Here is a 26307-nt window from a genome sequence, read left to right as displayed (position 1 = left end):
TTTCGTCATGCCGGACTTGATCCGGCATCCCGCTTTGCGACGTTGAATAGCGGGACCCCGGATCAAGTCCGAGGTGACGATGAAATGAAGGTCAGTGATCGCCCTTCGGCGTCTCCATAATCTCGGTCAGCACCCCGCCCATATCCCGTGGGTGGACGAAGAAGATCAGCGTCCCATGCGCCCCGATCCTTGGGCTCCCGAGCACGCGCTTGCCCATCGCCTCGAACTCGGCCTTAGCGGCGTGAATGTCGGGGACTTCGTAGCACATGTGATGCTGCCCGCCCGCCGGGTTCTTCTCGAGGAACCCCGCGATCGACGTGTTGCCGGGCAGCGGTTCGACCAGCTCGATCTGCGTGCCGTTTAATCCCGTATCGGTGGGTGTGTCGACGAAGCACACCTTCACCCCCTGTTCGGGCAGGTCGAAGGGTTCGTGAATTTGCGTCGCGCCCATCACATCGCGGTAAAAGACGATGCTGTCGGCGATCGACGGCGTCGCGACGCCGATGTGGTTGAGCCGGCCGAGCTTCATTGCACCACCTCGATCGGGAATTTGACGCTGTTCGCGATAAAGCATTGATCGTGCGCGTCGTGATGCAGTCGTTCGAGCGTGGCGGCGTCGGGCGCCGCGCCATTCCACGCGATGTCGGGTGAAAGATCGACCCTCGTTATCTGGACGCGCCCGTCGTCGCCCTTGGCCATCGTGCCCACGGCGGCATCGCGATAGGATCGAACGGCATAGCCCGCCTTTGCGGCCAGATAGAGGAAGGTCAGCATATGACAGCTGGAGGCGGATGCGACCAAGGCCTCTTCGGGATCGACCGCGGCTTCGACCGACCAGGGCAGCGGCACGACATGCTTCGACGACGAAGCCGGAACGGTCACATTTTCATCGAACGTCCAGCGATGCGCGCGGCCATATTTGCCCCCCAGGACATCGTCGCCCGGCGACGCTTCCCATTCGATCAATGCTTGATATTTCGCCATTTCGCCAATCCTTCGATCTGCCTCAGCAACCCGGAACCTGGTCCTTGCCGACCAGTTCGTATTTGCCATTCTTCAGCACATATTGCTGCTTGATCGCGCGCGTCCCGGTATAGGCGACGGTGAAGCTTTTGTCGGGAACCGCGGCAGCGATCTTTCCGTCATATTGTTCTTCCTTCTGGCCGATCCCGGCGCCCGAGCTCATCCCGTCGGTGAAACTGCCGCGGTCGACCGGGCCATCGGGCGCGAGTTCGGTGACGGTCGCCGATCCGATCGCACAGCCTTGCCACACCCCGCCGCCCGAGGTGATCAGATAAGGGTTGCGGCCCAAAAGGCTCGAAAAGGCCCAGCTCGTCGCGCCATTGCCCACCGTGCCGACCGCGCCGAGCCCGGTCCATTCGCCCTGCTTCACCCAGCCGGTGGGGCTCGATTTCAGATAGTGGATCGCGTTCAGCCCGCTTTCGCTATGCCCGGCTTCACCCAACGATCCGACGCTCAACAACACGCCGACGTTGTTCGGCAACAGATGAATCGCGACCGGCCGAAACTGATAGCTCCGCCCGTCGATCGTCCGCGTCGCTTCGGGGTCGGCACCGCGCGCCAGTCCGAAGGCGGCCCGGAAAGCAAGTTCGATCGTGCTATCCTCGTCGCTGCCGAGCGCGATCGGGAAAGCTTCCTTCTTTGCTTCGACAGGCGTGTCGGGGTCGAACGCCGACGCGGCCGGCGACACAAGCCCGGACAGGGCGACAAGAGCGGCGAGAACGGATTTGCGCATCTGAAAACCTCATTTGATCAGTCGAACATCGCGGCCGCGTTTTCGGGCCGCGATCCCTAACTACCTTATCCCCGGGGAAATTTTAGTGCCCGCTGTCACAGCGTGATATTGAAATGCTTCTTCCACGGGTTCTTGAGCATGTGCTCATTTCCATCCGTTCAATGCCATCAAGCCCACATAGACGAGTATCCCGATGCCCACGACGGCCAGCAGTTCGTTGAAGACGAACGAACGCGGATGATCCTCGCGGCGCTGGATCTCGCCATCCTCGTCCTTGAACCAGCCGCGCCGATGCGTGCGGATTGCGTAAAGGGTCATTACCCCCGCTGCCGCAAACATCATGTACGGCCAGATCGGTTCGAGTAGCGCACTGATCACAGTGGGATATTATCATGTTTCTTCCACGGATTCTCGAGGCTCTTGTTCCGTAGTTTCCGCAGCCCCAGGGCGATGCGCTTGCGCGTATTGTGCGGATGGATGACCTCGTCGATATACCCCCGCGACGCCGCGACGAACGGGTTGGCGAACCGGTCCTCATATTCCTTCGTGCGCTGCGCGATCTTTTCGGGGTCGCCGATGTCGCTGCGGAAGATGATTTCCACCGCGCCCTTCGCGCCCATCACAGCGATCTCGGCGGTCGGCCAGGCATAGTTCAAATCGCCGCGCAGATGCTTCGACGCCATCACGTCGTAGGCGCCGCCATAGGCCTTGCGTGTGATCACCGTGATCTTGGGCACCGTTGCCTCGGCATAGGCGAAGAGCAGCTTCGCTCCATGCTTGATGATGCCATTATATTCCTGCGCCGTGCCGGGCAGGAAGCCGGGGACGTCGACGAAGGTGATGATCGGGATCTCGAACGCGTCGCAGAAGCGCACGAAGCGCGCCGCTTTCTTCGACGAATTGATGTCGAGCACGCCCGCGAGCACGAGCGGCTGGTTCGCGACGATACCGATCGTACGCCCCTCGATGCGCCCGAAGCCGCAGATGATGTTCGCAGCGTGCGTGGTCTGCACCTCGAAGAAGTCACCTTCGTCGACGGTCTTCCGGATCAGTTCGTGCATGTCGTACGGCTGGTTCGCATTCGGCGGGATCAGCGTGTCGAGGCTCGGCTCGGCGCGGTCGAAGGGATCGCTCGTCGGGCGCGCCGGAACGCCGCTGCGGTTGTTCTCGGGCAGATAGTCGAAGAAATCGCGCGCCGCGAGCAGCGCCTCGATGTCGTTCTCGAACGCCAGGTCGGCGACCGAGCTTTTCGTCGTGTGGGTGATCGCGCCGCCCAGCTCTTCCTGCGTCACCACCTCGTTGGTCACCGTCTTCACCACATCGGGACCGGTGACGAACATGTAGGACGAATCCTTCACCATGAAGATGAAGTCGGTCATCGCGGGGCTGTACACCGCACCACCCGCGCACGGCCCCATGATCAGGCTGATCTGCGGCACGACACCCGATGCGAGGACGTTGCGCTGGAACACTTCGGCATAGCCGCCGAGCGAAGCGACGCCCTCCTGGATGCGCGCGCCGCCGCTGTCGTTGAGGCCGATGATGGGCGCGCCGACCTTCATCGCATTGTCCATGACCTTCATGATCTTCTCGGCATGGCGCTCCGAAAGCGACCCGCCGAAGACGGTGAAATCCTGGCTGAAAACATAGACGAGGCGGCCGTTGATCGTGCCCGATCCGGTGACGACGCCGTCGCCGGGGACGATCTGATCCTCCATCCCGAAGTCGGTGCAATTATGCTCGACATAGGTGTCGAGCTCTTCGAACGAGCCTTCGTCGAGGAGCACATCGAGCCGCTCGCGCGCGGTCAGCTTGCCCTTGCTGTGCTGCGCGTCGATGCGCTTCTGCCCGCCGCCCAAGGCAGCGGCGGCGCGTCGGCGTTCCATTTCGGCGATATTGGCGGACACATGGTTCTCCATCGAAGCGGGAAAGCGTCGTCTGCCCGCTTCGCATCGCATAGGCAAATGTGAATTTGCAAAGTTGCAAAGTACAGGTTTGCAAAGTATCTCACCCTCTCTCCCCTTGCGGGAGAGGAAGACGTGGCTTGGCGACTCGCCGCCTAGCAAGTCTTGAGAGGGGGCGCCCCTCTCCAACTACGCCCCGGATCAAGTCCGGGGCTCCATACCTCTCCCGCAGGGGGAGAGGAGGAGAAGCCATGGCACGCCAACGGATATTCGCAGGGACCCGCCTCAAATCGCTTCGCGACACGCGCGGTTTAAAACAGGCGGACTTCGCCAGCGCGCTCGCCATCTCTACCTCCTACCTCAGCCAGATCGAGCATGACGACCGCCCGCTGACCCCCGCGCTGCTCGACCGCCTGCAGCGGTTGTTTCCGCTCGAATGGGAAGAGGTGACCCACGACGCGGGCGATCGCCGCCAAGGCGCACTGCGCGAGGCGGCGGCCGATCCGCTGTTCGCCGCACAGCCGCTGGCACCCGAACAGCTCGAACGCGCGGCGCTGCAGCAGCCGCAGCTCGCCGACCAGTTCGTCGCGCTCCACGCCGCCTACCGCCGCGCGGGCCAGCGGCTTCAGATCATCGACGAGGCGCTGACCGGCGGCACCGCCGAGGGCAGCCGCCTGCCGTGGGAAGAGGTGCGCGACTGGTTTCACGACGCGGGCAATTATGTCGACAGCATCGACCGCGCGGCCGAGGCGCTGGCGGGACAGCTCCGCGGCAAAGAGCCCTCCCCAGCGATCGAGACGATCGAGCGGCGGCTGCGCGACGCGCTCGGCATTTCGATCGTCTATCAACAGACGCAGGCGCTGCGCGATTTCGACGCGACGATGCGCCATCTGGTGATCGATCCGTCACAGCCCGCCGAAAGCCGTCGCTTCCAGCTCGCGCACCAACTCGCCGCGCTCGCGTTGGCGGGCGAGATCGCAGCCGTAGTCGAGGCCTCGCCGCTGCGCACCGCGGCGGCGCGCCAGTTGCTCCATGTCGGGCTTGCCAATTACGCTGCCGGCGCGGTGCTGATGCCCTATGCTCCGTTTCGCTCCAGCGCGCGTGCGGTGCGGCACGACATCGATCGGCTGCGGCTGGCCTATGGCGTGAGCTTCGAACAGGCATGTCATCGGCTGTCGACGCTCCAGCGCCCCGGCGCGCGCGGCATTCCGATGTTCTTCTGCCGCGTCGACATGGCGGGCAATATCACCAAGCGGCACTCGGCAACGCGGCTGCAGTTCGCGCGCTTCGGCGGCGCCTGCCCCTTGTGGATTGTGCACGAGGCGGCGGCGATTCCCGACCGTATATTGTTCCAACTCGCCGAGACACCCGATGGGCTGCGTTATGTGTCGATGGCGAAGGGGCTGGTGAAACCGTCGGGAAGCTATGCGCGCAGCCCGCGCCGTTATGCCGTCGCATTGGGGTGCGAGGCGCAATATGCCGGCGACTTCGTCTATGCCGACGGGGTCGACGTCGCCGCACCGCAGGCGGCGACGCGCATCGGGCTGTCGTGCCGCATCTGCCCGCGCGACGATTGCGACCAGCGCGCCTTTCCGCCGAGCGACAGGCCGATTTTGGTCGATCCGGATCGGCGCGATGTGGTGCCTTACCGGATTGGGTGAATCGAACGGATTTTCTTAGATTTTGACGATTCCGCGCTCGATCAGGCTATGCGCCGTCGCCAGAATCGCCTCTTCGGGCGACCGCATCGTCCAGCCGAGCGTCTTCATCGCATGGCCGCTGTCGCCGCCGCGAACATTGCCCAGCTCGGCGACGAGCTGCTTGAGCTCGGGCCGGACCAGCGCGAACAGTTTGAGCAACCAGTCGGGCATCTTCCGCGCCGGCACCTTCTTCGCCTGCTCTCCCAGATTGGCGCGCAACAGGTTCGCGACGTCGATCATCTTGAGGAACGGTCCCGAGCAGACATAGCGCTCGCTCTGGATGTCCGGCGCGGTCAGCGCCCTGTAATGGAGGTCGGCGACGTCGCGCACATCGATGATACCGAAACCGATGTCGGGGCACATCGGCACCTTGCCCTCCAGCAGTTGCTTTACCAGTTCGATCGAGGTCGAGAGATCATCCGAAAGCAACGGCCCGAACACCGCGGCGGGATTGACCGAGGCGAATTCCATGTCGTCGCCTTCCGCGGCGACCCAATCGCGCGCGGCGCGCTCGGCGACGGTCTTCGAGCGCGGATAGGGCATGACCTCGGGGTTATCCAGATTGGTCCAGTCGCTCTCGTCATAGATGCCGCTGTCCTTGCCATGGCCATAGGCGATCGCCGCCATCGACGAGGTCAGGACGAAGCGCTTCACCCCTGCCGCTTTGGCGAAGCGCAATGCGCGGAGCGCACCCTCGCGCGCCGGGGTGATCAGTTCGTCGGGATCCTTCGGCACGCTCAGCGGAAAGGGCGAGGCAACGTGCGCGACATGGCTGCACCCCGCCATCGCTTCGGCCCAGCCGGCGTCATTTTCCAGATCGGCGGCAAAAAAGTGGAGCTTGTCGTTGTCGACGCCTAGCCAGCCGCGCACCTCGGGCTCGCGCTTCAGGCTGCGAACGGTGGTGTGGACGGTCCAGCCATTCTCGATGAGCTGCCGGATCAGGAAGCCCGCGATATAGCCGCTGCCCCCGCTGACCAATGCCGTGCCCGTCATGTGCGCCTCCATGCCAATATGCCGAGAGGTAGCAGATAAGTTGCGCCTTGGAACCGGTCCTCTCAATTCGTCATCCCGGCGAAGGGTGTTCAGAGTCACGTGCCTCTGAACACCCTTCGCCGGGGTGACGGACGTGTTGCTATTTCAGCAGCACCAGCTCCTCGGCCATGCTGGGATGCAGCGCGACCGTCGCGTCGAAATCGGCCTTGGTCAGCCCGGCCTTCACTGCGATCGCCGCGGCCTGCAGGATTTCGGGCGCGTCGGGGCCTATCATGTGCAGCCCGACGACCTGATCGGTCGCGGCGTTGACGATCATCTTGTAGAGCGCCCGCTCGTTACGCCCGGCGAGGACATTCTTCATCGCGCGGAAATCGCTCGTGTAGACGCGGATCGAGCCGAGCTTGTTGCGTGCCTCGGCCTCGGTCATCCCGACCGCGCCGATCGGCGGATGGCTGAACACCGCGCTGGGAACATTGGCATAATCGACCAGCACCGGCTTGTCGCCATAGAAAGTATCGGCAAAGGCATGGCCTTCGCGGATCGCCACCGGGGTCAACTGGATGCGGTTGGTGACGTCGCCGACCGCGAAGATGCTGGGCACCGACGACTGGTTGCGCTCGTCGACCTTGACCGCGCCATCCTTGTCGAGCTCGACCCCGGCGTCCTCGAGGCCAAGCCCCTTGGTGTTGGGAACACGGCCCGCCGCGACGAGTACGGCGTCTGCGTCGATCGGGTCGCAGCCGCCCAGATGGACGGTCAGCGATCCGTCTTCCTTTTTCTCGATATTTTCGAACGGCGCGTTGAAGCGGAACTCGATTCCCTTCGTCATCGAAATCTGGAGCAGGCGGTCGCGGATCTGCTCGTCATAGCCGCGCAGGATCGTGTCGCCACGGTTGACAATAATGACCTTGCTGCCGAATTCGTTGAAAATGCCCGCAAATTCGTTGGCGATATAGCCGCCGCCGGCGATCACGATGCGCTTCGGCAGTTTTTCGAGATGGAAGACCTCGTTCGAGGTGATGGCATGTTCGCTGCCCGGGAATTCGGGAACGAACGGCCAGCCGCCCGTCGCGATCAAGATACGCTCGGCGCTGATTTCCTGCCCGTCGGCGAGCCGCACCTTCTGCGGACCGATCACCGTCGCGCGGGTCTTGAACAGCACCACCTTGTGGCTGTCGAGCGTCTGCCCGTACAGGCCTTCGAGCCGTGTCACTTCCTCGAGCACATTGTCGCGGAGGCGGTTCCAGTCGAATTTGCAGTCGGGGACGTCCCAGCCGAATTTGCGCGCGTCCTTCAGATCCTCGGCGAAATGGGCGCCGTAAACGAGCAGCTTCTTGGGCACGCAGCCGCGGATCACGCAGGTGCCGCCGACCCGATATTCCTCGGCCACCGCGACGCGCGCGCCATAGGATGCGGCGATGCGCGAGGCGCGGACCCCGCCCGACCCGGCGCCGATGACAAACAGGTCGAAATCAAACTCGCTCATGGAAACCCCTGATCTGGATGGTCGCGTAAACTTCGCGCCGGGAGCCTATGTGGTTACCCGACCCCGTGATGCCAATCGAATTTTGCGGTCACAGTGATGGACCGGGGCTCACTCTCCCAGCGCGGCCTGCATCAGCGCGCGGGTCGCCGGGTCGAACTCGACCGTGCCCTCGGCAAGCCCCTTGGCCATTTCCTTGCCCAGCTCGACCCCGAACTGGTCGAACGGATTGATCCCGAGCAGCACGGCGTTGGCGAACACGCGGTGCTCGTAGAAGGCGATCAGCGCGCCAAGGCTCTGCGGCGTCACCTGGTCGAGCAGAATCGTCGTCGACGGCCGATTGCCCGGATAATTGCGCGCGCCATCCTCGTTCGCGCGCCCGGTCATCAGCGCCGCGCCCTGCGCGATGCAATTGGCGACGAGCGTTTCGTGATGGGCATCGTCGAGCAGATGGTCGGGTTCGCGCGCGACGACGAATTCGACCGGGGTCAAATGCGTGCCCTGATGGAGCAGCTGGAACACAGCATGCTGGGCATCGGTGCCGACGCCGCCCCAGGTGATCGGCGCGCTGTGGCAGCCGACCGGCTTGCCTTCGAGCGTCACCGACTTGCCGTTCGATTCCATCTCGAGCTGCTGGAGATAGTCGGGAAGCAGGCGCAACCGTTCGTCATAAGCGAACACCGCGCGCGTCTGGCAACCCAGGCGGTTGGCATAGAGCTGATCGGCAAAGGCCGCGAGCAGGCAGACATTGTCGGCGCCGTTGGCGAGCCGGAAATGGCGGTCCATCTCGGCCGCGCCCTCGAGCAGGTCGGCAAAGGCATCCCAGCCCAGCGCGAGCGCGGCGGGAAAACCGATCGACGACCAGAGCGAATAGCGGCCGCCGACGGTTTCGTTGAACGGCAGGATGCGCGTCTCGTCGATGCCCCATTCCATCGCGCGTTCGGGCTTGGCGGTCAGCGCGATAAAGCGGCCGAGCGGATCTTCGACCCCGGCCTCATCGAGCCATTGGAGCGCCGAATTGGCATTGAGCAGGGTTTCGGTGGTGGTGAAGGTCTTTGACGCGACCGCGACCAGCGTATGCTCGGGGCTGAACCGCGCGAACACTTCGTCCAGCGCCGCGCCATCGACGTTCGACACCACGGCGACGTCATAACGGTTGCTGTGACGCCCGAGCGCATCGACGAGCAGGTCGGGACCGAGCGCCGATCCGCCGATTCCGATGTGCAGCAAGTGGCGGATTTCGCCGAACGCGCCGGCCTCGATCGCGTCGATCATCATCCGCATCCGCTGATGCAGCGCCTGCGCAGCATGAACCGATTCCGGCGCACCGTCGCCGCGTTCGGCGCTATGCTCGGCGGCGCGGTCCTCGGTCGGGTTCGCGATACCGCCCGAGAAGAGCGTCTTGCGGCGCCCGTCGAAATCCTGCACCTCGGCAAGACCCGACAGGATTGCGACCACCGCGCCGTCGAGATGCGTCTTGGCGAAATCGAAGCGGATGTCGGCGACGCTGCGCACCAGCACCTGGAGTCGCGCTTCGGGATCGGCAGCGACAAGCTCGGTCAGCTGCCGCGGCTGCCATTCGGCAAGGGCCTGCCATGAGTGATCGGCTGTCGTCATCGAATTTCCCTTCATTTCCGTTCGTCTCGCGCGAAGTCGAGACACCCCGAAGGCAGATGCTGCCGATGGGCATCTCGACGGCGCTCGACACGAACGGATGCAAATGATCGTCGTTTTCATAGGCGCGGCGCCTTCATCGCGCCAGTGTCGTCCACCGATATTTGCTTGACGTGGCAACCTATTCATCGCCAATGCCGCGGCATGACCAATGCCAGCTTTACTGCCGATGTGACGCCCCCGACCGAGCCCCCGATCGGACCGAAGCCGTCCGGCCCCACCCCGGCGCCGGTGTCCGCCAAGGAAGAGGCGGTCGACACCGTGCGCTTCCTCGTCCTGCTCGCGATCGCGGTGCTGATTTTCCGCAGCTTTTTCCTGTCGCCCTTCAACATTCCATCGGAATCGATGCAGCCGCGGCTGCTGATCGGCGACTATCTGCTCGTGAACAAGATGGCCTATGGCTATTCGAAATACAGCCTGCCGTTCAGCGTCCCGCTGATCCCGGGGCGCATTTTCGCGCGAACCCCCGAACGCGGCGACGTCGTCGTGTTCAAGGCGCCGCCCGTCGCCGACAATGATTATATCAAGCGCGTCATCGGCCTGCCCGGTGACAGCGTGCAGGTGAAAGAAGGCGCCGTCTGGCTGAACGGCAAGCCGCTGAAGCGCGAGGCGATCGCCGATTTCGTGATCCCGGTAACGCCGAACATGATCGAGGCATCACGCACGATGGGCACCCTGCCCTGCTATTCGACGGAATTCGAGGAAGTCTCCGCCGACGGCCAACGCCAGTGCCGCTACAAGCAGTATCGCGAGACGCTGCCGAGCGGCAAAAGCTATGCAATCCTCGACATCACGAACATTCCCGAAGACAACACGCCACTCGTCGTCGTGCCCGAAGGGCATCTGTTCCTGATGGGCGACAACCGCGACCGCAGCGCCGACAGCCGCTTCCCCGCGATGGAGAATCAGGGTATCGGCCTTGTCCCCGAGGAAAACCTCGTTGGCCACGCGCTGGTCGGCATGTTCTCGACCGACGGGTCGGCGAGCTGGCTCAACCCGATCAGCTGGTTCACCGCCGCGCGCTGGAGCCGCATCGGGGACGGTTTTTGAACGATCCACTTAACACCGGGGCGCTCGCCGAGATCATCGGCTGCGCCCCGGGCGACCTGAAGGTCTATGATCTGGCGTTGACGCACGGCAGCACCGGGCGCGCCGATTATCAGCGGCTCGAGTTCCTTGGCGACCGTGTGCTCGGGCTCGTCATCGCGTCCGAACTCTACACGCGCTTTCCGACGGCCAGCGAGGGCGAGATGTCGTCGCGACTGCACGTGCTCGCGTCGGGCGCGACCTGCGCGGCGATCGCGCAGCGGCTGAACCTCACCGACCTCGTTCGTTTCGGGGCACAGGCACGAAGCGACGGCGGGCGCTACAGCGACAATATCGCCGCCGACGCGATCGAGGCGCTGATCGGCGCGCTCTATCTCGATCGGGGTATCGACGCCGCGCGCACCTTCATCCTCACCCACTGGGGTGATATGATCGACGGGCAGCAGGAAGCGCCCAAGCATCCGAAGGCGGCGCTTCAGGAATGGGCGCTTGCCCGCAAGCGCCGCCCGCCCGAATATGAAATCGTCGCGCGCGAAGGTCCCGACCACTCGCCGCGCTTCCGCGTTGCGGTGAGCATCGGCAAGCTTGCGCGCGCCGAGGCCGAAGGCACCAGCAAACAGGCGGCCGAAAAGGCCGCGGCGGCGGCCTTGCTCGCCGAACTCGAAGGACAAACTGAATGACTCACCGCTGCGGATTTGTCGCCGTCGTCGGCGCGCCCAACGCGGGCAAATCGACGATCGTCAACGCGCTCGTCGGCCAGAAGGTCGCGATCGTCAGCCCCAAGGCGCAGACGACGCGCACGCGGCTCATGGGCGTCGCGATGGACGGCGAAACGCAAATCGTGCTGATCGACACGCCCGGCATCTTCGCCCCCACCCGCCGCCTCGACCGTGCGATGGTCGCCGCCGCGTGGAACAGCCTCGACCAGGCCGAGGCGATACTCGTGATGATCGACGCCGCGGCCAAGCTCGGCGAGCGCGCCGAACGCGTGTTGCAGGGGATCGAGGGGCGGCCCGAGAAGAAATTCCTTGTCCTCAACAAGGTCGACCTGACCAAGAAGGACAAGCTGCTGACGATCGCGACGCAGCTCAACGAGCGCGTCGCGTTCGACGAAACCTTCTTCATCTCGGCGAGCACCGGCGACGGGGTTCCCGAACTGAAAGCGACGCTGGCGGCGCTGATGCCCGAAGGTCATTGGCATTTTCCCGAGGACGAAGTCAGCGACGCGCCCGAACGCATGCTCGCCGCCGAAATCACGCGCGAGCAGCTTTATCGCCAGCTCCACGAGGAGCTGCCGTACCAGTCGACCGTCGAGACCGAGAAATTCACGACGCGTAAGGACGGCAGCGCCGAAATCCACCAGCAGATCCTCGTCGCGCGCGACAATCAGCGCGCGATCATCCTCGGCCACAAGGGCGAGCGGATCAAGGAGATCGGCAGCAAGGCCCGCGCCGAACTGACCGAACTCTTGGGGCGCAACGTCCATCTGTTCCTGCATGTGAAGGTCAAGGCGAACTGGGACGAGGACCGCGGCGTCTATCGCGACATGGGGCTCGACTGGGTCGATTGAGAGGACAATCGTGACCTTCGACCCTTTCGACACGCCAGCGGATCGCATGCGTCAATGGAAGGCCTACCTTCTTGGAGGCGCCGTAATTTTGCTGATTCTTCTCGGTGGCAAGTTCGCGACAACCGGCGAAGACCATCTTGTTAACGGCACCGTGGTTCGCATCGAAAAAATCGGTACAAAGCAATTGGATGTCCGCGCGATCGTACGCCTCGATAATGGCGGCCAGATCTCTACGTCGCTTCCATCCCTCACCAACTGCCGGACAGGGTCGAAAATCAGACTGATACGGCGCGACAATATTGTTGGTAGAAGCTTCCGTCCTGCCGTCGCCGCCTGCGCGGATTAAATCCGCCGGCAATCGTTCGGCGGCGGGTTGCCGTCGAAGCGCGAGGTGATCCAGCCGATCGTTTCCTGGGCACTTTCGCGCGCGCTCGCGCCGTGATCGCCGGTCATATCGATCCAGCGTAGCTGCGTCCCGCGCCGGCAGACGGCCTTGGCGAATTTGCGCGTCACCGCGGGGGCGACGATCGTGTCGTTGCTGCTCTGCGCGATCAGCAGCGGCCCCGGAACGCGGGCCGCATCGATGCTGTTGGCGCGGGCAAAGCTTCCGAACGGCTCGATCCTCGCAATATCCTTGTTCTTCGTCGCGCGGACGATGGTCAGGATGCCGAGGATCGTGCCGAGCTTCGGCTTCTTGTCGAAATTCACGCAATTGTTCTGCGCCAGCCGGCGGACGATGCCCTGGTTCGTGCGGTTGACGATGGGATCGAGCGAAAAGCCATAAAGCGTCGACCAGCTATGCAGTGTGAAGGATAGCAATAGCGCACGCGCATTCTTGTCGCTGCCTTCGCGAAGATTGGCGGCGAGGTCGGTCGGCGGCGCGGCAGCCGCGGTGCCGATAAGCGTCAGGTCGGGGGCGTAAGAGCGCGCCGAAATCGCGGTCCACAGCGCGGCATGGCCGCCCTGCGATTCGCCCCACACGGCAAAGCGGCTGCCCGCCGCGGCCCCCGGAATCTCGCGCGCGGCGCGCACGCCGTCGAGTACCGACTGCGCGGTGTCGGCGCCGACGAGGAACGGGTGCATCGTCGGGTTGGCGAGGCCGATATAATCGGGCGCGACGACGACATAACCACTGCGCACCGCGTCAATCCCAGCGGTCGCGGCGAAGAATTTCGGGCTGAGCGACGGCGCGCATTTCTCGGCTACGCCCCATGCGCCGTGGGTCCAGACGATCACGCGGCGCGGGCGCGGCGGGATCGCTTCGCGCGGCGCGGCGACGATGCCGGTGACTGCGAAGCGCGCGCCGTTCCCGTTGGTGGTCCAATATTGCACGCGCCACGCCTGCACGCCGGGCGGGGTATCGGCGATCGGATCGGCCGAGATCAGGTATCGCGACTGCTGTGCGGAAGCCGGCAACGAAAATGCGGACAATATGGCGAGCAGGACGGCGGCAAGCAGGTGGCGCATGGACATGTCTCCCGGATGCGGCACCCTAACACGGGTTCGCGGTTGCGGGAACGCCGGCTGTAACGTCACCTCAAACCTCGCCATTCCCGCGAAAGCGGGAACCCAGCGAGCAACCGTTGCGCATCGGAAACTGGGTTCCCGCTTTCGCGGGAATGACGAGGCAATGAGAGGAGGTGCTGCTACTCGGCGGCTTTCTTCTTGGCCGGCGCCTTCTTTTTCGCAGGCGCTTTCTTGACCGCAGCCTTCTTCGGCGCCGCCTTCTTCTTGCCCTTGGCCGGCCCCTTCGCCGCGCGCGCGTCGATCAGCGCGATCGCTTCTTCGAGGGTCAAGGTCGCCGGATCGGCGCTTTTGGGCAATGTCGCGTTGGTCGTACCGTCGGTCACATAGGGACCAAAGCGCCCCTCCATCAGCTTCATCTCGCCGCCGCTCGTCGGATGCGGGCCAAAAGTGTTGAGCGGTTCGGCCTTGGTCCGCCCGCGCCCGCCGCCATTCGCCGCCTCGGCGATGCGGACGACCGCGGCGTTCATGCCGATGTCGAAGATTTCGGCGGTGCCCGCCAGCTTCGCATATTTTCCGTCGTGGAGCAGGTACGGGCCATAACGCCCGAGCCCCGCCATGATGACATTGCCGCTTTCGGGATGTGTCCCGACCTCGCGCGGCAGGCTGAGCAGCCGGAGCGCATAATCGAGATCAAAATCCTCGCCGGGAATATCCTTCGGAATCGACGAGCGTTTCGCCTCCTTGCCGTCGCCAAGCTGGATATAGGGACCGAAGCGCCCGCTGCGCTTCGTCACTTCCAGCCCGCTGTCGGGGTCATTGCCCATGGTCTCGGGGCCGGTGTCGGCGCCGTCGTTGCCGCCCGGCTGCGCGAATTTGCGCGTGAACTTGCAGTCGGGATAATTGCTGCACGCGATGAACGGCCCGAACTTGCCGCCGCGCAGCGCCAGCTTGCCGGTGCCGCAATTGGGGCAGAGGCGCGGGTCGGTGCCGTCGCCCTTGTCGGGGAAGAGATAGGGGCCGAGAAATTCGTCGAGCGCCGCAGTGATCTCCGACGGCTTCTGCTCCATCACCTCGCCGGTGCGCGGCTTGAAATCGCGCCAGAAGCGGTCGAGCACCGCCTGCCACTGTGCGCGGCCGCCCGAGACGTCGTCGAGCTCTTCCTCGAGCCCCGCGGTAAAATCATACCCGACATAGCGTTCGAAGAAGCGCTCGAGGAACGCCGTCAGCAGCCGCCCGCTTTCCTCGGGGATGAAGCGGTTCTTTTCGACCGTCACATAAGCGCGATCCTTCAGCACCTGGAGGATCGAGGCATAGGTCGACGGACGCCCGATGCCGAGCTCTTCCATCTTCTTGACGAGGCTCGCTTCCGAATAGCGCGGCGGCGGCTGGGTCTCGTGCTTTTCGACTTCGATCCCGGTTTTCGCGGGCGCGTCGCCCTTGGCCATCGCTGGCAGCAGGCGCGCGTCCTCATCCTCGCTGTCGTCGCGGCCTTCGTCATAAAGCGCGAGGAAGCCGGGGAATTTGATCACCTGCCCCGTTGCGCGCAGCATCGTCTTGCCGGTGCCGTCGGCCAGGTCGATGCTCGTGCGTTCGAGCCGCGCCGATGCCATCTGGCTCGCCATCGCGCGTTTCCAGATCAGCTCGTAAAGCCGCGCATGGTCGCCGCCGCCGGCCTTGTCCTTCGAAAAGTCGGTCGGACGGATCGCCTCATGCGCTTCCTGCGCATTCTTTGCCTTGGTCTGATACTGCCGCGGCTGGTCGGGGACATAGCCGCCGTCATAGCGCGTCGCGATGGCTTTCCGGGCGGCGCTGATCGCGCTGCCGTCCATCTGGACGCCGTCGGTACGCATGTAGGTGATCGCTCCATCCTCATAAAGGCCCTGCGCGATCCGCATCGTATGGCTGGCCGAGAAGCCGAGCTTGCGCGCCGCCTCCTGTTGCAGTGTCGACGTCGTGAACGGCGGCGGCGGGTTGCGGGTGAGCGGCTTGGTCTCGACCAGGTCGACGGTGAAATGCCCCGCCTTCACATCGGCTTCGGCGGCGCGCGCGTCGGCTTCGTTGGTGATCGTCAGCCGCTCGATCTTGTCGCCGCGCCAGCGCGCGAGCCTTGCCCGAAACGGCGTTCCCGACATTTCAAAGAGGCCGGTGACCGACCAATATTGCTGCGCAACAAAGGCCTCGATCTCGCGCTCGCGCTCGACCACGAGACGCAATGAAACCGACTGCACGCGGCCCGCCGATTTAGCGCCGGGCAGCTTGCGCCACAACACCGGCGACAGGGTGAAGCCGACGAGATAGTCGAGCGCGCGGCGGGCGCGATAGGCGTCGATCAGATCGTCGTCGAGCGCGCGCGGGTTCGCCATCGCGGTGAGCACCGCATCCTTGGTGATCGCGTTGAAGGTGACGCGGTCGACCTCGGCGGGCAGCGCCTTCTTGCTGCGCAGCAATTCCTGCACGTGCCAGCTGATCGCCTCACCCTCGCGATCGGGGTCGGTCGCGAGGATCAATCGGTCGGCGGTCTTCGCCGCGTCCTGAATTTCCTTCATCCGCTTCGCTTTGTCGGGGTAGAGCAGCCACTGCATCGCAAAGCCGTCGTCGGGATCGACCGAGCCGTCCTTCGGCGGCAGGTCGCGGACATGGCCGTACGACGCCAGCACCTTGAAATCGCGCCCCAGATATTTCTCGATCGTCTTCGCCTTCGCGGGCGATTCCACAATTACCAACTGCATGAAAAACCTTAGTCCTAACTGTCCCTTACGTACGTACGCGTGAGGGTGGCGCCGTCGGGCGCCGCGTCAACCGAAAATTTCCTGCAATGTCGATGCGGGGGATTCGATATTCAATAGCAGGGCCACCGCGGCAAGATATCCACCGACGATGCCGATGGCGGACACCATATTTGTCGCGACCAGCCAGCCGAACGCATATTCCGCCGCCAGCGCAGGCACCACGAACTCGAGCGCCAACGGCGCGACCGACAGCAGGAAAAGGATCAGTCCGACGCCGAGCGCTGCCGGCCAATGCACCGCCAGCATATCCCAACTGTGCCGCATCGCCGCTCGCCGACCGCCCTCGTCGCGGACCAGCAAGGCGGATGCCAGATACCAGCGAGCGAAAACATACAGCCCGGGCAGGACGAGCAACGCGAGACCGAGCAATATGCCGAGCCCGACAAGAAGGCCCTGCAGATAGACGCTGAGCGCATTGGTCATCGACATGGCGGCGGCGACCCCCGCCTGCTTCAGGGCTTCGCGCGTTATCCAGACCTGGATGAAGGTGATGGCGAGGCCATAGACGATCAGGATTCCGCTTCCACTGCCCCCCACGCGTTCGATGGCGACGTCCGACGCGACGCCGGCGACTGTCATCGCAAGCCACGCGACCAGAACCGCACCCGGCATCGCGGCAGCCATATCCCATGTGCGCCGCAAGGTTGGAACGAGCAAGCTCGCATCATATGGCATGTATCGACAATTCCCCGCTTGCCCCGTAGCGCGCGAAGGTGGCGGGCGGGGCGCCGTCCCGTCAAGAGGGATTGGCAGTGCAGATGGAAAGACCCACGAGGCGAGCAGCGCATGCCCCGCATCGATCAACTGCGGGGCGCGCGCCGGCCCATTTCCGCCCTATCCGTTTTGCCATTTGAAGTCGGCGGGCAGGATGCACTTGCCGGCGTCATATTTGCCGACGCTGCGAATGATCTCCTGATCGTCGGGCTCGATCCGGCGGCCGCTGATCTGGGTGTCGATCACGCGGCGGACCAGCGCGTCGAGCCGGGTGACGAGGTAGCAGTCGATCGCCGGCGGCGCGTGCGAATTGCCGACGCCGCTGTCGTCGGTCAGGAACAGGTAGCGCGACTGGGTTGCCGCCGCCATCGCCCGCATTGCATATTCGGCCTTGTCGGCAACGCCCGATGCGGCGACCGGGGTGATATGGATACGCTTGGCGCGCGCGGCTTCCGCGGCCGCCCATGTGCGCCCGACCTTGTCGTCGTGCGGCGGCGCGTCGGCGACCAGCAACAGCGACTTCACTGCGTCGGGGCGCCATGCCTGCCCGACCGCGCGGATCATCGCCTGGTCCATCGCCTCGGGATAGTCGCCGCCGCCATTCGCTTCCTGCCGCGCAAGCGCGCCCTGGATGCGCCCGACGTCGCGGTCGAAGGCGACCGTCCGTGTGACATAATCGTCGCCGAGATCGCGGTAGAAGACGAAGCCGATGCGGATATCGAGGTCGCGATGCTTCGCGGTGATCGCGCTGATGATCGATCGCAGCTCGGCCTGAAGATAATTGATCTCGTCGCCCATGCTGCCTGTCGTATCGACGACGAGCATCAGGTCGAGCTTCGTGACCTTCGTCGCGGCCTGATTCGCGGTCAGGCCGACCAATTGCCCACCCGCTGCGTTGGCGACGAGGACCGGCCGCGCATCGGCGATCGTGCGCCCCGCCTTCCGCACCGAAACGGTGATCCGTTCGCTCAGCCGGTCGAGGCCGGGGAAGAAGACCGCGCTGCCATCGGCCTGCGTCGCCATCGTGATGCTGTTACCGTCGCTGCATGTCACGGTGACGTCGGCAAAGGGGATCGGCTGCCCGCTGCGATCATTGACCTTCACCGTCACGACGCGCGTCGTATCGACTCGCGGCAAGTTGCGAACTTCCTGCCCCAGGTCGCCGCTACGGTTCACATAGGCGGCATAAAGTTCGGGGTTGAGCAGGTCGTCATGCTCACCCGCGGTCAAGATGCCCGATTGGGGTTGCGGTTGCGGGCGCGGATAGGGGCGCGGCGGCGGCAGGCGCGAATCCATCGACGAACCGGGCACGGGGGGCGCGGCCGACCGTTCGGCGCCGGCGTCGTCTGCGCTGATCGTCGTTATGGAACTCGTCGATTCCAGCGCGGGGGCGGAAACACGTGACCCGGTCACGATCACTTCCGACGCTTCGCTCCCATCGACATAGGACGGCGGCGGTGGAGGCGGTGGAGGCGGTGGCGGAACGGGCTCGGCGGTCATCGCGAGATCGCGGTCACGCTTGCTGCCGCCTTTCGTCTTCACGCCGCCGCTGGTCTGTTGCTGATGCGGCTGAACCTCGGGGTCGAGACGCGGCAGCGGATCGGCGGTCCGGCAAAAGCCCTGTCCCGGTGTGGTCCGGGCCTGCGCCATGGCGAGCGGGATCGGCGCGGGGGCAGAAGCCAGCACCGCGAACATCGTGACACCTGTCAGAAACCGGCTTCGCATCATCGAACTCCCCGCCATGTGATACAATATCATCAACCTGCGGGTCAGCCGCTGAACCGTGGCTGAACCGCGACGAAGTGTTAGATCGCCGGCAGTCAGAATGTTGTGCGAGCGATCACACGAGCGAAATCTTTGCCCCCGCGTGGCGTTCGACCCGGCCCGCCAGCTCGAGTTCGAGCAGCACGAGCTGCACCGTCGCCGCGGCCTGCCCCGACTGGCGCACCAGCTCGTCGACCGCGACCGGCGTCGGACCGAGCAGGTCGATCAGGGCGCGCCGGTCGCCGTCGCGCGCGTCCATTCCTGCGGAGGGCGCGGCATAGCGCGGCGCCGGCTCGCGAACCATCCGCGCGTCGATCGGGCCGACCGCCTCCAGCACATCGTCGATCGTCTGGATCAGCGTCGCGCCCTCGCGGATCAGCAAATTGCACCCCTGCGCGCGCGGGTCGAGCGGTGAACCCGGCACCGCCATCACCTCGCGCCCATAATCGCCGGCGCGGCGTGCGGTGATGAGCGACCCCGAGCGCGGCGCCGCCTCGATCACCACCGTCCCGTGCGCAAGCCCCGCGATGATCCGGTTGCGCGAAGGGAAATGACGCGCGAGCGGCTCGGTGCCCGGCGGCTGTTCGGCGATCAGCAACTGGTCGCTCGCGATCTTTTCCTGTAGCGCGGCATTTTCGGGCGGGAAGGCGATGTCGATCCCGCTCGCGATCACTCCAACCGTCGACCCACCGAGCGCGCCGATATGCGCCGCGGTGTCGACCCCGCGTGCGAGCCCGCTCACCACGGTCACATCGCGCGCGGCGAGGTCGGCGGCGAGCTGGCGCGCGAAACGGCAGGCAATCGCCGAAGCGTTACGCGCGCCGACAATCGCGACGCACGGACGGCGCAGCATCGCGGCGTCGCCGCGCACGACGACGACGGGCGGCGCGCCCTCGACCTCGCGCAGCAACGGCGAATACTCATCCTCGTCGCTGAAGATGTGGCGCGCGCCCAGCGCGGCGGCGCGGTCGAACTCGCGTTCGGCGATCTCGGCGGAAGCGACACGGGTCCTCCCCGCCCCGCCGCGCAGCACGAGGTCGGGCAAGACATCGAGCGCGGCTTCGCCCGATCCGAACCGCTGCATCAGCTGGTGCCAGCTCACCGGCCCGACATGCGGCGTGCGGATCAGCCGCAGCCGTGCCAGCCGTTCGGCGTGCGTCACGCCGGCTCTTTCTTTCCGCCCACGCGCGGCTCGGTCCCGGCACGCAGCCGCGCGATATTTTCGCGGTGCCGCCACAGCACGATCACCGCCAGACCGGCGAGCCCGACGGCATAGACGGAATGGCCAAACGCCAGCGCCGCGACGGGCGCCGAAACCGCGCCGAGCATCCCGCCGAGCGACGAAATACGCAGCAGTAGCACGGTTCCGACCCACACGGCCGCGAATACCAGCCCGATCGGCCAGGCGAGCGCGAGCGCGAGCCCGAGCAGCGTTGCGACCCCCTTGCCGCCGCGGAAATTCAGCCAGACGGGATAACAATGGCCAATCATCGCCGCGGCGCCCGCGATCATCGCGCCGTGATCACCGAACTCGGGCACGAAATGCCGCGCGAGCAGCACCGCCGCCGCGCCCTTCGCCCCGTCGAGGATCAGCGTCGTCGCCGCCAGCCCCTTGCGCCCGGTGCGCAGCACATTGGTCGCGCCAATGTTGCCCGACCCGATCTGGCGCAGGTCGCCCGCGCCGAACAGGCGCGTCAGGATGATGCCAAAAGGGATCGAACCGAGCAGGTAGCCGGCAGCGATCAACAAAAATATCGTCATGGGCACTCCCCGCTCCGTTCGGCGCCAGTGTGGCGATGTTGGACGATGCAATCAACGGATTCGATGGTGTTGGCTGCCAAAACGGACGAACATCAACGGGAAGTAATGGAAGCGTCGCCCCCGCGAAGGCGGGGGCCGTTGTCGGCGTGGTGTAAGGTTGCCAGCGGCCCCCGCCTTCGCGGAGGCGACGGCAGGTGATTGAGCGACATTCAACTGCCTGCTAGGCGATATACATGCACGCTCCCTCCCCCGACGCGCCCATCCTCTTTTTCGACAGCGGTCTCGGCGGGCTTACCGTACTCGGCCCGACGCATGCGCTGTTGCCGACCGCGCCGATCGTCTATGCCGCCGATTATGCTGGTCTGCCTTACGGGCAAAAAAGCGAAGCTGAACTCGCGGCGCGCGTCCCCGCGCTGCTCGGCCGCCTCGTCGAGCGATACCAGCCGCGCCTCGCGGTCATCGCGTGCAACACCGCCTCGACGATCGCGCTCGCGCATGTCCGCGCCGCGCTCGACCTACCGATCGTCGGCACCGTGCCCGCGATCAAGCCCGCCGCCGAACTCAGCAAAAGCGGTGTGATCGGGGTGCTCGGCACCGAGGCAACGGTACGCCAGCCCTATGTCGACGATCTCAGCGCCAGATTTGCGGCCGGCAAGACCGTCCTGCGCCACGGCAGCCCCGGCCTGGTCACCGGCGCCGAGGCCAAGCTGCGCGGCGAGGAAATCGATCCCGCGACAATTGCGCGCGCGATCGCGGGCCTTCGCGACCAGCCGGGGGGCAACGCGATGGACGTCATCGTCCTCGCCTGCACTCATTTCCCGCTGCTCCAGGCCGAGTTACAGGCGGCCGCCGGCCCCGGCGTCCAGCTGATCGACGGCGCGAGCGGCATCGCGCGCCGCGTCGCCGTGCTAACCGAAGGCCAGGCTTGGCCCGCAGCGGCCACGCCGGGCATCGCCGTGTTCACACGCAGCGCCGAACGCCCGCCTCCGCCTTTGGCAACGCTGACGCCCTATGGCATCAACCGGATCGAAACGATCTGACGAACCCTCATTCGGCGCCGCCGGCACAGGATTTCAGCCAGGCGAGATCCTCGGGTCCGGGGCCATCGCCCTTCAGCGATTTTGCCTTAGGCAAGCCCGCTGCGCGGCTTACCGCGCCGCAACCGGGCGCATCCCCCTCGCTCGCTCCGTGTAGACGCCCGTTGCAAAGGGCCAGCTTTTCGTTCGAAGCTTCCCAACCGACCTTTTCGGCATCGGACGGCGCCCGGCCTGTACAATAGGTATCGGTCTCCGATCCCGGATCGCCGCAAATCTTCTCGATGCGCGCCACATTCGCCTTGGCGGTGCCGACGAACCGCTGTTCGTAATAGGCGTTGGTCGCAAAATAGCGCTGGACGCCGCACACGCGGTTTCCGCGCTGGACCAGCTGTTTATATTCGCAAATTTCCGCGCCTTGCCAGGTTTCGCAACGCATCCATTTGCCGGTGAACGGCTCAGCGACGGGCGCGGGTTTCGTGGCCGACACGCCGCAGCCCAACGCAGCGACCGAAAGGATGGCGACCATTATGAAACGCATAGAACCCGACTCCTTTTCAATCTGCTTTTCCGGTTTCACGATAGCCGCGATCCGTCAACGGACACGTGCGATCGATCACAGTGATCGAGGCCGTAACTTGCGAATCGTTCGCACTGGATTTCAGCCAGATTCGGCGTTATTGGCCCGCGTGTTAATAGCCGCCGGAGGGAGCGGCCAAAGACCTGGACTGGCACCTGACTGCGGGGCTGATACGTGAACTATAACGATATTTTCGCCCGGGCCATCGACCGGCTGCACGAAGAAGGGCGCTACCGCGTCTTCATCGACATCCTGCGCAACCGGGGCTCCTTTCCCAATGCGCGCTGCTTTGCCGGCCACAACGGGCCGAAGCCGATCACGGTCTGGTGCTCGAACGACTATCTCGCGATGGGCCAGCATCCCAAGGTCGTCGAGGCGATGGAAGAGGCGCTGCACGACGTCGGCGCCGGTTCGGGCGGCACGCGCAACATCGGCGGCAACACCCATTATCATATCGACCTCGAGGCCGAACTAGCCGACCTGCATGGCAAGGACGGCGCGCTGCTCTTCACCTCGGGCTATATCTCGAACGAGGCAACACTCGGCACACTCGGCAAGCTGCTGCCGAACTGCATCATCTATTCGGACGAACTCAACCACGCGTCGATGATTGCGGGCATCCGCAACTCGGGCTGCGAAAAGCGCGTGTGGCGCCACAACGACCTCGACCATCTCGAGGAACTGCTCGCCGCCGACGATCCCGACGCGGCTAAGCTGATCGCGTTCGAAAGCGTCTATTCGATGGACGGCGACGTCGCCCCGATCCACGCGATCTGCGACCTCGCCGAAAAATATAACGCGCTCACCTATTGCGACGAAGTCCATGCCGTCGGCATGTACGGCCCGCGCGGCGGCGGTATTTCGGACCGCGACGAAGCCGCCGATCGCATCACCATCATCGAAGGCACGCTGGGCAAGGCGTTCGGCGTGATGGGCGGCTATATCGCCGCCGACAAGAATATCATCGACGTGATCCGCAGCTATGCGCCGGGCTTCATCTTCACGACCAGCCTGTCGCCGGTGCTCGTCGCTGGCGTGCTTGCCAGCGTGCGTCACCTGAAAGCATCGAGCGTCGAGCGCGACGCGCAGCAACAGGCCGCCGCTTACCTCAAGCAATGCTTCCGCGACGCCGGCCTGCCGGTGATGGATTCGACGACGCACATCGTCCCGCTGATGGTCGGCGACCCGGTGCGCGCCAAGAAGATCAGCGACATCCTGCTCGCCGAATATGGCGTCTATGTGCAGCCGATCAATTTCCCGACTGTCCCGCGCGGCACCGAACGCCTGCGCTTTACGCCGGGCCCGGCGCATGACGAGGCGATGATGCGCGAACTGACGTCTGCGCTCGCGGAAATCTGGGACCGGCTGGAGCTGCGCAAGGCGGCGTGACAAACCTGCCCGGCTATGACGAGATTGTGGTCGGGCGCCGCTCGATCCGTGGCTTCCTCGACAAGCCCGTCCCGAAAGCGCTGGTCGCCGAGGTGATCGCGATGGCGATGCGCGCGCCGTCGTCGTTCAACAATCAATGCTGGAATTTCTCGGTCGTCACCGGCGCGCCGCTCGATGCGATCCGTCGGGGCAACACCGACGGCATCTTGGCGGGTCAGCCCGACAGCCGCGAGTTCCGCCGCTTCGACGGCATCGCCGACGCGCATCGCGGCCGTCAGATCGAAATTGCCAAGCAGTTGTTCGGCGCGATGGGGATCGAACGCGGCGACAAGGACGCGCGGCAGGACTGGGTTCTGCGCGGCTTTCGCCAGTTCGACGCGCCGGTGAGCATCGTTGTCACCTACGACCGCGTATTGCTCGGCAGCGACATCGCCCCCTTCGACTGCGGCGCCGTGACCAACGCGCTGGTCAATGCCGCCTGGTCGCGCGGGCTCGGCTGCGTCATCAACAGCCAGGGCATCATGCAAAGCCCCGTCGTGCGCGAACATGCGCACATTCCCGACGATCAGGTTATCATGATCTGCGTCGCGATGGGTTGGCCCGATGCGGATTTTCCGGCCAATGCGGTGGTGTCGAACCGCAAGAGCGTCGAAGAGGCGGTACGCTTCATCGGGTTCGACGGTTAGCGCACCCTTCGACAAGATCGAGGCGAGCGGATAGGGTGACCGCGAATCCGACACCCCCGATCACGAAAGATTGTCATGCCAACACAGCGTTATAGCTATACCGCCATCACGCTTCACTGGCTCATCGCGCTGCTGCTGGCTTTCCAGATTGCGCTTGGCTGGGCGCTCGAAGGCAATAACAGCCCCGAACTCTTCGCGCGCTATCAACTGCACAAGTCGATCGGCATCACGATCCTGCTGCTCAGCCTTGGACGCCTTGCTATTCGCCTGTTCGCGCAACGCCCGCCCGCGTCCGACGGCCCGGTATGGACGCGCACGCTCGCGAGCGTCGTCCATTGGCTTTTCTATGCGGTGATGATCCTTGGTCCCATCACGGGGTGGCTGGTCGTGTCGACCGCACGGATACAGGTCCCGACCGTGCTATACGGACTCATCCCCTGGCCCCACCTGCCCGTCGGCCGCGGATTGCACGAGCCGGCCGAGACGATCCACGGCGCGATGGCGTGGCTTGCGATCGGCCTGTTCGCACTTCATATCGCGGGCGCGCTTCGCCATCAGTGGCTGCTTGGAAAACCCGAACTCCAGCGGATGATCCCCTTCGCGCGTGGCAAAGCAGCCGGTGCAGCGATCGGCGCGCTGGCGCTCGTCCTCGCCGCATTTCTCGCGGGCGGGATGGTCTATCCGGACGCCGAACGGACCGCCGTCAGGAATAGCACGGCGCTGCCCGTCCCCGCCCTCGCAACACCCGCCCCCCCTGCGGCTTCCGCGACCAAGGAAGATGAATCGGCCACCGCCGAGACACCCGATGCCGCACCGGCCGACACGGGCCAGCCGCTCGCCGACTGGACCGTCGCCTCCGGTGGACGCCTCGGCTTCACCGCACGCTGGAACGGCGAAGCGGTCAACGGCCGCTTCGACCGCTGGCGCGCGGCGATTCGCTTCAGCCCCGACGAACTCGCCAGGTCGCAGATCCGCGTCACGGTCGACCTTGCTTCGGCAGACACCGGCGATGGCCAGCGCGACGATTCGCTGAAGGGCAGCGATTTCTTCGACACCGGTGCGCATCCCAGCGCGGTCTTTACCGCGCGCGACGTCCGCCACCTCGGCGGGGATCGCTATGAAGCGCGCGGCACGCTCGATCTGCGCGGCGTCGGCAAACCGGCGACGGTGCGTTTCACGCTGCGCATCGACGGTGACCGGGCACGCGTCGCCGGTACCGCACGTATCGACCGCACCGCCTTCGGCGTTGGCCAGGGCGAATGGGCGGCAACCGACGCGATCGCGGCCAGCGTAGACATCGCTTTTTCCTTCACCGCGACGCGCCCGGCGTCCTGATTAGCGCGGGCGCCTGTCGAGCCGGAGCGCCCACGCATAGCCGCGATGGAGGCGCGTCACGGCAAGCCGTGCGCCGGCATCGTTCGCGACCTCGCGCGCGGCTTCGATCAACAAGGCGCGCGGTGCTACATGAAAGCGCGCCAGCCAGCCAAACAGCGCCGCGCGGAACCACTCGGGCATCTCCTCCTGCTGCCCGAAATCGACGATGTGGAGCGATCCATAGGCCGACAGATGGCGCACTGCTTCGCGGATCGCGCCCTGCCAATCGGGGATCATCGACAGCGTGTAGCTTTGAAAGATGCGGTCGAAGCTGGCGATACGGAACAAGGCCTGCGGATCGAAACCCGCCGCATCGCCCAGCGCGACACTCACCCTTCGGGACAGCCCGGCGCGCGCGATCGACGCACGCGCCGTCTTCAGCATCTCCTCCGAAATATCGATGCCATGGAAATGGGCCCCGGGCCAGCAGCGCGCCGCGGCGATCAGGTTGCGTCCGGTGCCGCAGCCGATTTCCAGCACATGCCCGCCAACCGGCGGCATCAGTTCGTCGATCAGCCGGTCGCGCCCGAGCAGATAATATTTGCGCGTCAGGTCATAGATATGACGCTGACCCCGATAAACGCCGTCCATGCGCGCGGCATGCCCCTCCCCCCCGGTCATG

25 protein-coding genes are annotated in these 26307 nt (G+C 65.0%); 9 read left to right on the top strand and 16 right to left on the bottom strand.

The window, feature by feature from the left end; translation table 11 throughout:
* Window positions 1–91: 91 nt before the first annotated feature.
* From mce to V6M50_RS09830, 5 genes are all read right to left on the bottom strand, one after another.
* Window positions 92–529, bottom strand: coding sequence for a methylmalonyl-CoA epimerase (mce, locus tag V6M50_RS09850; protein ID WP_332818384.1), 438 nt, complete (start codon window positions 527–529; stop codon window positions 92–94).
* Complete coding sequence (locus tag V6M50_RS09845; RefSeq protein ID WP_332818383.1) at window positions 526–984, bottom strand: OsmC family protein; 459 nt, start codon at window positions 982–984, stop codon at window positions 526–528. Before V6M50_RS09845 ends, mce begins: the two co-directional genes overlap by 4 nt.
* A 22-nt stretch (window positions 985–1006) precedes the next feature.
* On the bottom strand, window positions 1007–1756 hold the full coding sequence (locus V6M50_RS09840) for a hypothetical protein (RefSeq protein WP_332818382.1): 750 nt from the start codon (window positions 1754–1756) through the stop codon (window positions 1007–1009).
* A 144-nt stretch (window positions 1757–1900) separates the two neighbouring features.
* Window positions 1901–2074: a hypothetical protein gene (locus tag V6M50_RS09835; protein ID WP_332818381.1), complete on the bottom strand. Its 174-nt coding sequence runs from the start codon at window positions 2072–2074 to the stop codon at window positions 1901–1903.
* A 56-nt stretch (window positions 2075–2130) separates the two neighbouring features.
* Complete coding sequence (locus V6M50_RS09830; RefSeq protein ID WP_332818380.1) at window positions 2131–3663, bottom strand: acyl-CoA carboxylase subunit beta; 1533 nt, start codon at window positions 3661–3663, stop codon at window positions 2131–2133.
* Window positions 3664–3911: 248 nt separating this feature from the next.
* Between V6M50_RS09830 and V6M50_RS09825 the strand changes: the two genes are divergently transcribed.
* Window positions 3912–5321, top strand: a complete 1410-nt coding sequence (locus V6M50_RS09825; RefSeq protein WP_332818379.1) for a helix-turn-helix domain-containing protein — start codon at window positions 3912–3914, stop codon at window positions 5319–5321.
* Window positions 5322–5336: 15 nt separating this feature from the next.
* Here the strand turns inward: V6M50_RS09825 and V6M50_RS09820 are convergent, their stop codons facing one another.
* The 3 genes from V6M50_RS09820 to pgi all read right to left on the bottom strand — a co-directional run bounded on the left by V6M50_RS09820 (window position 5337) and on the right by pgi (window position 9453).
* On the bottom strand, window positions 5337–6353 hold the full coding sequence (locus V6M50_RS09820; RefSeq protein WP_332818378.1) for an SDR family oxidoreductase: 1017 nt from the start codon (window positions 6351–6353) through the stop codon (window positions 5337–5339).
* 139 nt (window positions 6354–6492) lie between these two features.
* On the bottom strand, window positions 6493–7839 hold the full coding sequence (gene gor / locus V6M50_RS09815; protein ID WP_332818377.1) for a glutathione-disulfide reductase: 1347 nt from the start codon (window positions 7837–7839) through the stop codon (window positions 6493–6495).
* 108 nt (window positions 7840–7947) lie between these two features.
* Window positions 7948–9453: a glucose-6-phosphate isomerase gene (pgi, locus tag V6M50_RS09810; protein ID WP_332818376.1), complete on the bottom strand. Its 1506-nt coding sequence runs from the start codon at window positions 9451–9453 to the stop codon at window positions 7948–7950.
* A gap of 288 nt (window positions 9454–9741) precedes the next feature.
* On the opposite strand from pgi, the gene lepB reads away from it, so the two are divergent.
* From lepB to V6M50_RS09790, 4 genes are read left to right on the top strand one after another with little or no spacing between them, the layout of a single operon-like run.
* Entirely contained in the window at window positions 9742–10560 is an 819-nt protein-coding gene (gene lepB, locus V6M50_RS09805; RefSeq protein WP_332818651.1) for a signal peptidase I, read from the top strand.
* Window positions 10557–11237, top strand: a complete 681-nt coding sequence (gene rnc / locus V6M50_RS09800; RefSeq protein ID WP_332818375.1) for a ribonuclease III — start codon at window positions 10557–10559, stop codon at window positions 11235–11237. The genes lepB and rnc overlap by 4 nt, the downstream gene beginning before the upstream one ends.
* A complete protein-coding gene (era, locus tag V6M50_RS09795) occupies window positions 11234–12127 on the top strand; it encodes a GTPase Era (RefSeq protein ID WP_332818374.1) in 894 nt (297 codons plus the stop codon). Before rnc ends, era begins: the two co-directional genes overlap by 4 nt.
* Window positions 12128–12137: 10 nt before the next feature.
* Complete coding sequence (locus V6M50_RS09790) at window positions 12138–12473, top strand: hypothetical protein (protein ID WP_332818373.1); 336 nt, start codon at window positions 12138–12140, stop codon at window positions 12471–12473.
* Here V6M50_RS09790 and V6M50_RS09785 read toward each other — a convergent pair.
* From V6M50_RS09785 to plsY, 6 genes are all read right to left on the bottom strand, one after another.
* Entirely contained in the window at window positions 12470–13594 is a 1125-nt protein-coding gene (locus V6M50_RS09785; RefSeq protein ID WP_332818372.1) for a lipase family protein, read from the bottom strand. The genes V6M50_RS09790 and V6M50_RS09785 overlap by 4 nt on opposite strands.
* 179 nt (window positions 13595–13773) lie before the next feature.
* Window positions 13774–16323: a type I DNA topoisomerase gene (topA, locus tag V6M50_RS09780; RefSeq protein WP_332818371.1), complete on the bottom strand. Its 2550-nt coding sequence runs from the start codon at window positions 16321–16323 to the stop codon at window positions 13774–13776.
* A 66-nt stretch (window positions 16324–16389) separates the two neighbouring features.
* A complete protein-coding gene (locus V6M50_RS09775; protein WP_332818370.1) occupies window positions 16390–17007 on the bottom strand; it encodes a hypothetical protein in 618 nt (205 codons plus the stop codon).
* A gap of 210 nt (window positions 17008–17217) precedes the next feature.
* Entirely contained in the window at window positions 17218–18825 is a 1608-nt protein-coding gene (locus V6M50_RS09770) for a vWA domain-containing protein (protein ID WP_332818369.1), read from the bottom strand.
* Window positions 18826–18937: 112 nt separating this feature from the next.
* Window positions 18938–20023 carry a DNA-processing protein DprA gene (gene dprA, locus V6M50_RS09765; protein WP_332818368.1) on the bottom strand — a complete coding sequence of 362 codons (1086 nt, stop codon included), beginning with the start codon at window positions 20021–20023 and terminating at the stop codon, window positions 18938–18940.
* The gene (gene plsY, locus V6M50_RS09760; protein ID WP_332818367.1) at window positions 20020–20622 is read right to left on the bottom strand and encodes a glycerol-3-phosphate 1-O-acyltransferase PlsY; all 603 of its coding nucleotides are present in this window, start codon (window positions 20620–20622) and stop codon (window positions 20020–20022) included. Before plsY ends, dprA begins: the two co-directional genes overlap by 4 nt.
* Before the next feature lie 233 nt (window positions 20623–20855).
* On the opposite strand from plsY, the gene murI reads away from it, so the two are divergent.
* Entirely contained in the window at window positions 20856–21662 is an 807-nt protein-coding gene (murI, locus tag V6M50_RS09755) for a glutamate racemase (protein WP_332818366.1), read from the top strand.
* Between the two features lie 7 nt (window positions 21663–21669).
* Here murI and V6M50_RS09750 read toward each other — a convergent pair whose 3' ends face one another.
* Window positions 21670–22197: a hypothetical protein gene (locus tag V6M50_RS09750; RefSeq protein WP_332818365.1), complete on the bottom strand. Its 528-nt coding sequence runs from the start codon at window positions 22195–22197 to the stop codon at window positions 21670–21672.
* A gap of 213 nt (window positions 22198–22410) precedes the next feature.
* On the opposite strand from V6M50_RS09750, the gene hemA reads away from it, so the two are divergent.
* The 3 genes from hemA to V6M50_RS09735 all read left to right on the top strand — a co-directional run bounded on the left by hemA (window position 22411) and on the right by V6M50_RS09735 (window position 25646).
* On the top strand, window positions 22411–23625 hold the full coding sequence (gene hemA / locus V6M50_RS09745; RefSeq protein ID WP_332818364.1) for a 5-aminolevulinate synthase: 1215 nt from the start codon (window positions 22411–22413) through the stop codon (window positions 23623–23625).
* Window positions 23622–24311 (top strand): nitroreductase, encoded by a 690-nt coding sequence (locus tag V6M50_RS09740; RefSeq protein ID WP_332818363.1) that lies wholly within the window; start codon window positions 23622–23624, stop codon window positions 24309–24311. The genes hemA and V6M50_RS09740 overlap by 4 nt, the downstream gene beginning before the upstream one ends.
* Window positions 24312–24386: 75 nt before the next feature.
* Window positions 24387–25646: a YceI family protein gene (locus V6M50_RS09735; protein ID WP_332818362.1), complete on the top strand. Its 1260-nt coding sequence runs from the start codon at window positions 24387–24389 to the stop codon at window positions 25644–25646.
* Here V6M50_RS09735 and V6M50_RS09730 read toward each other — a convergent pair whose 3' ends face one another.
* Window positions 25647–26306 (bottom strand): class I SAM-dependent methyltransferase, encoded by a 660-nt coding sequence (locus tag V6M50_RS09730; protein WP_332818361.1) that lies wholly within the window; start codon window positions 26304–26306, stop codon window positions 25647–25649.
* Window position 26307: the final 1 nt, after the last annotated feature.

The sequence above is a fragment of the Sphingopyxis sp. genome (assembly GCF_036675685.1).
Taxonomy (GTDB): domain Bacteria; phylum Pseudomonadota; class Alphaproteobacteria; order Sphingomonadales; family Sphingomonadaceae; genus Sphingopyxis.
The sequence above is the reverse complement of the archived record's forward strand: the minus strand, read 5'-3'. Positions and strand labels throughout refer to the sequence as shown.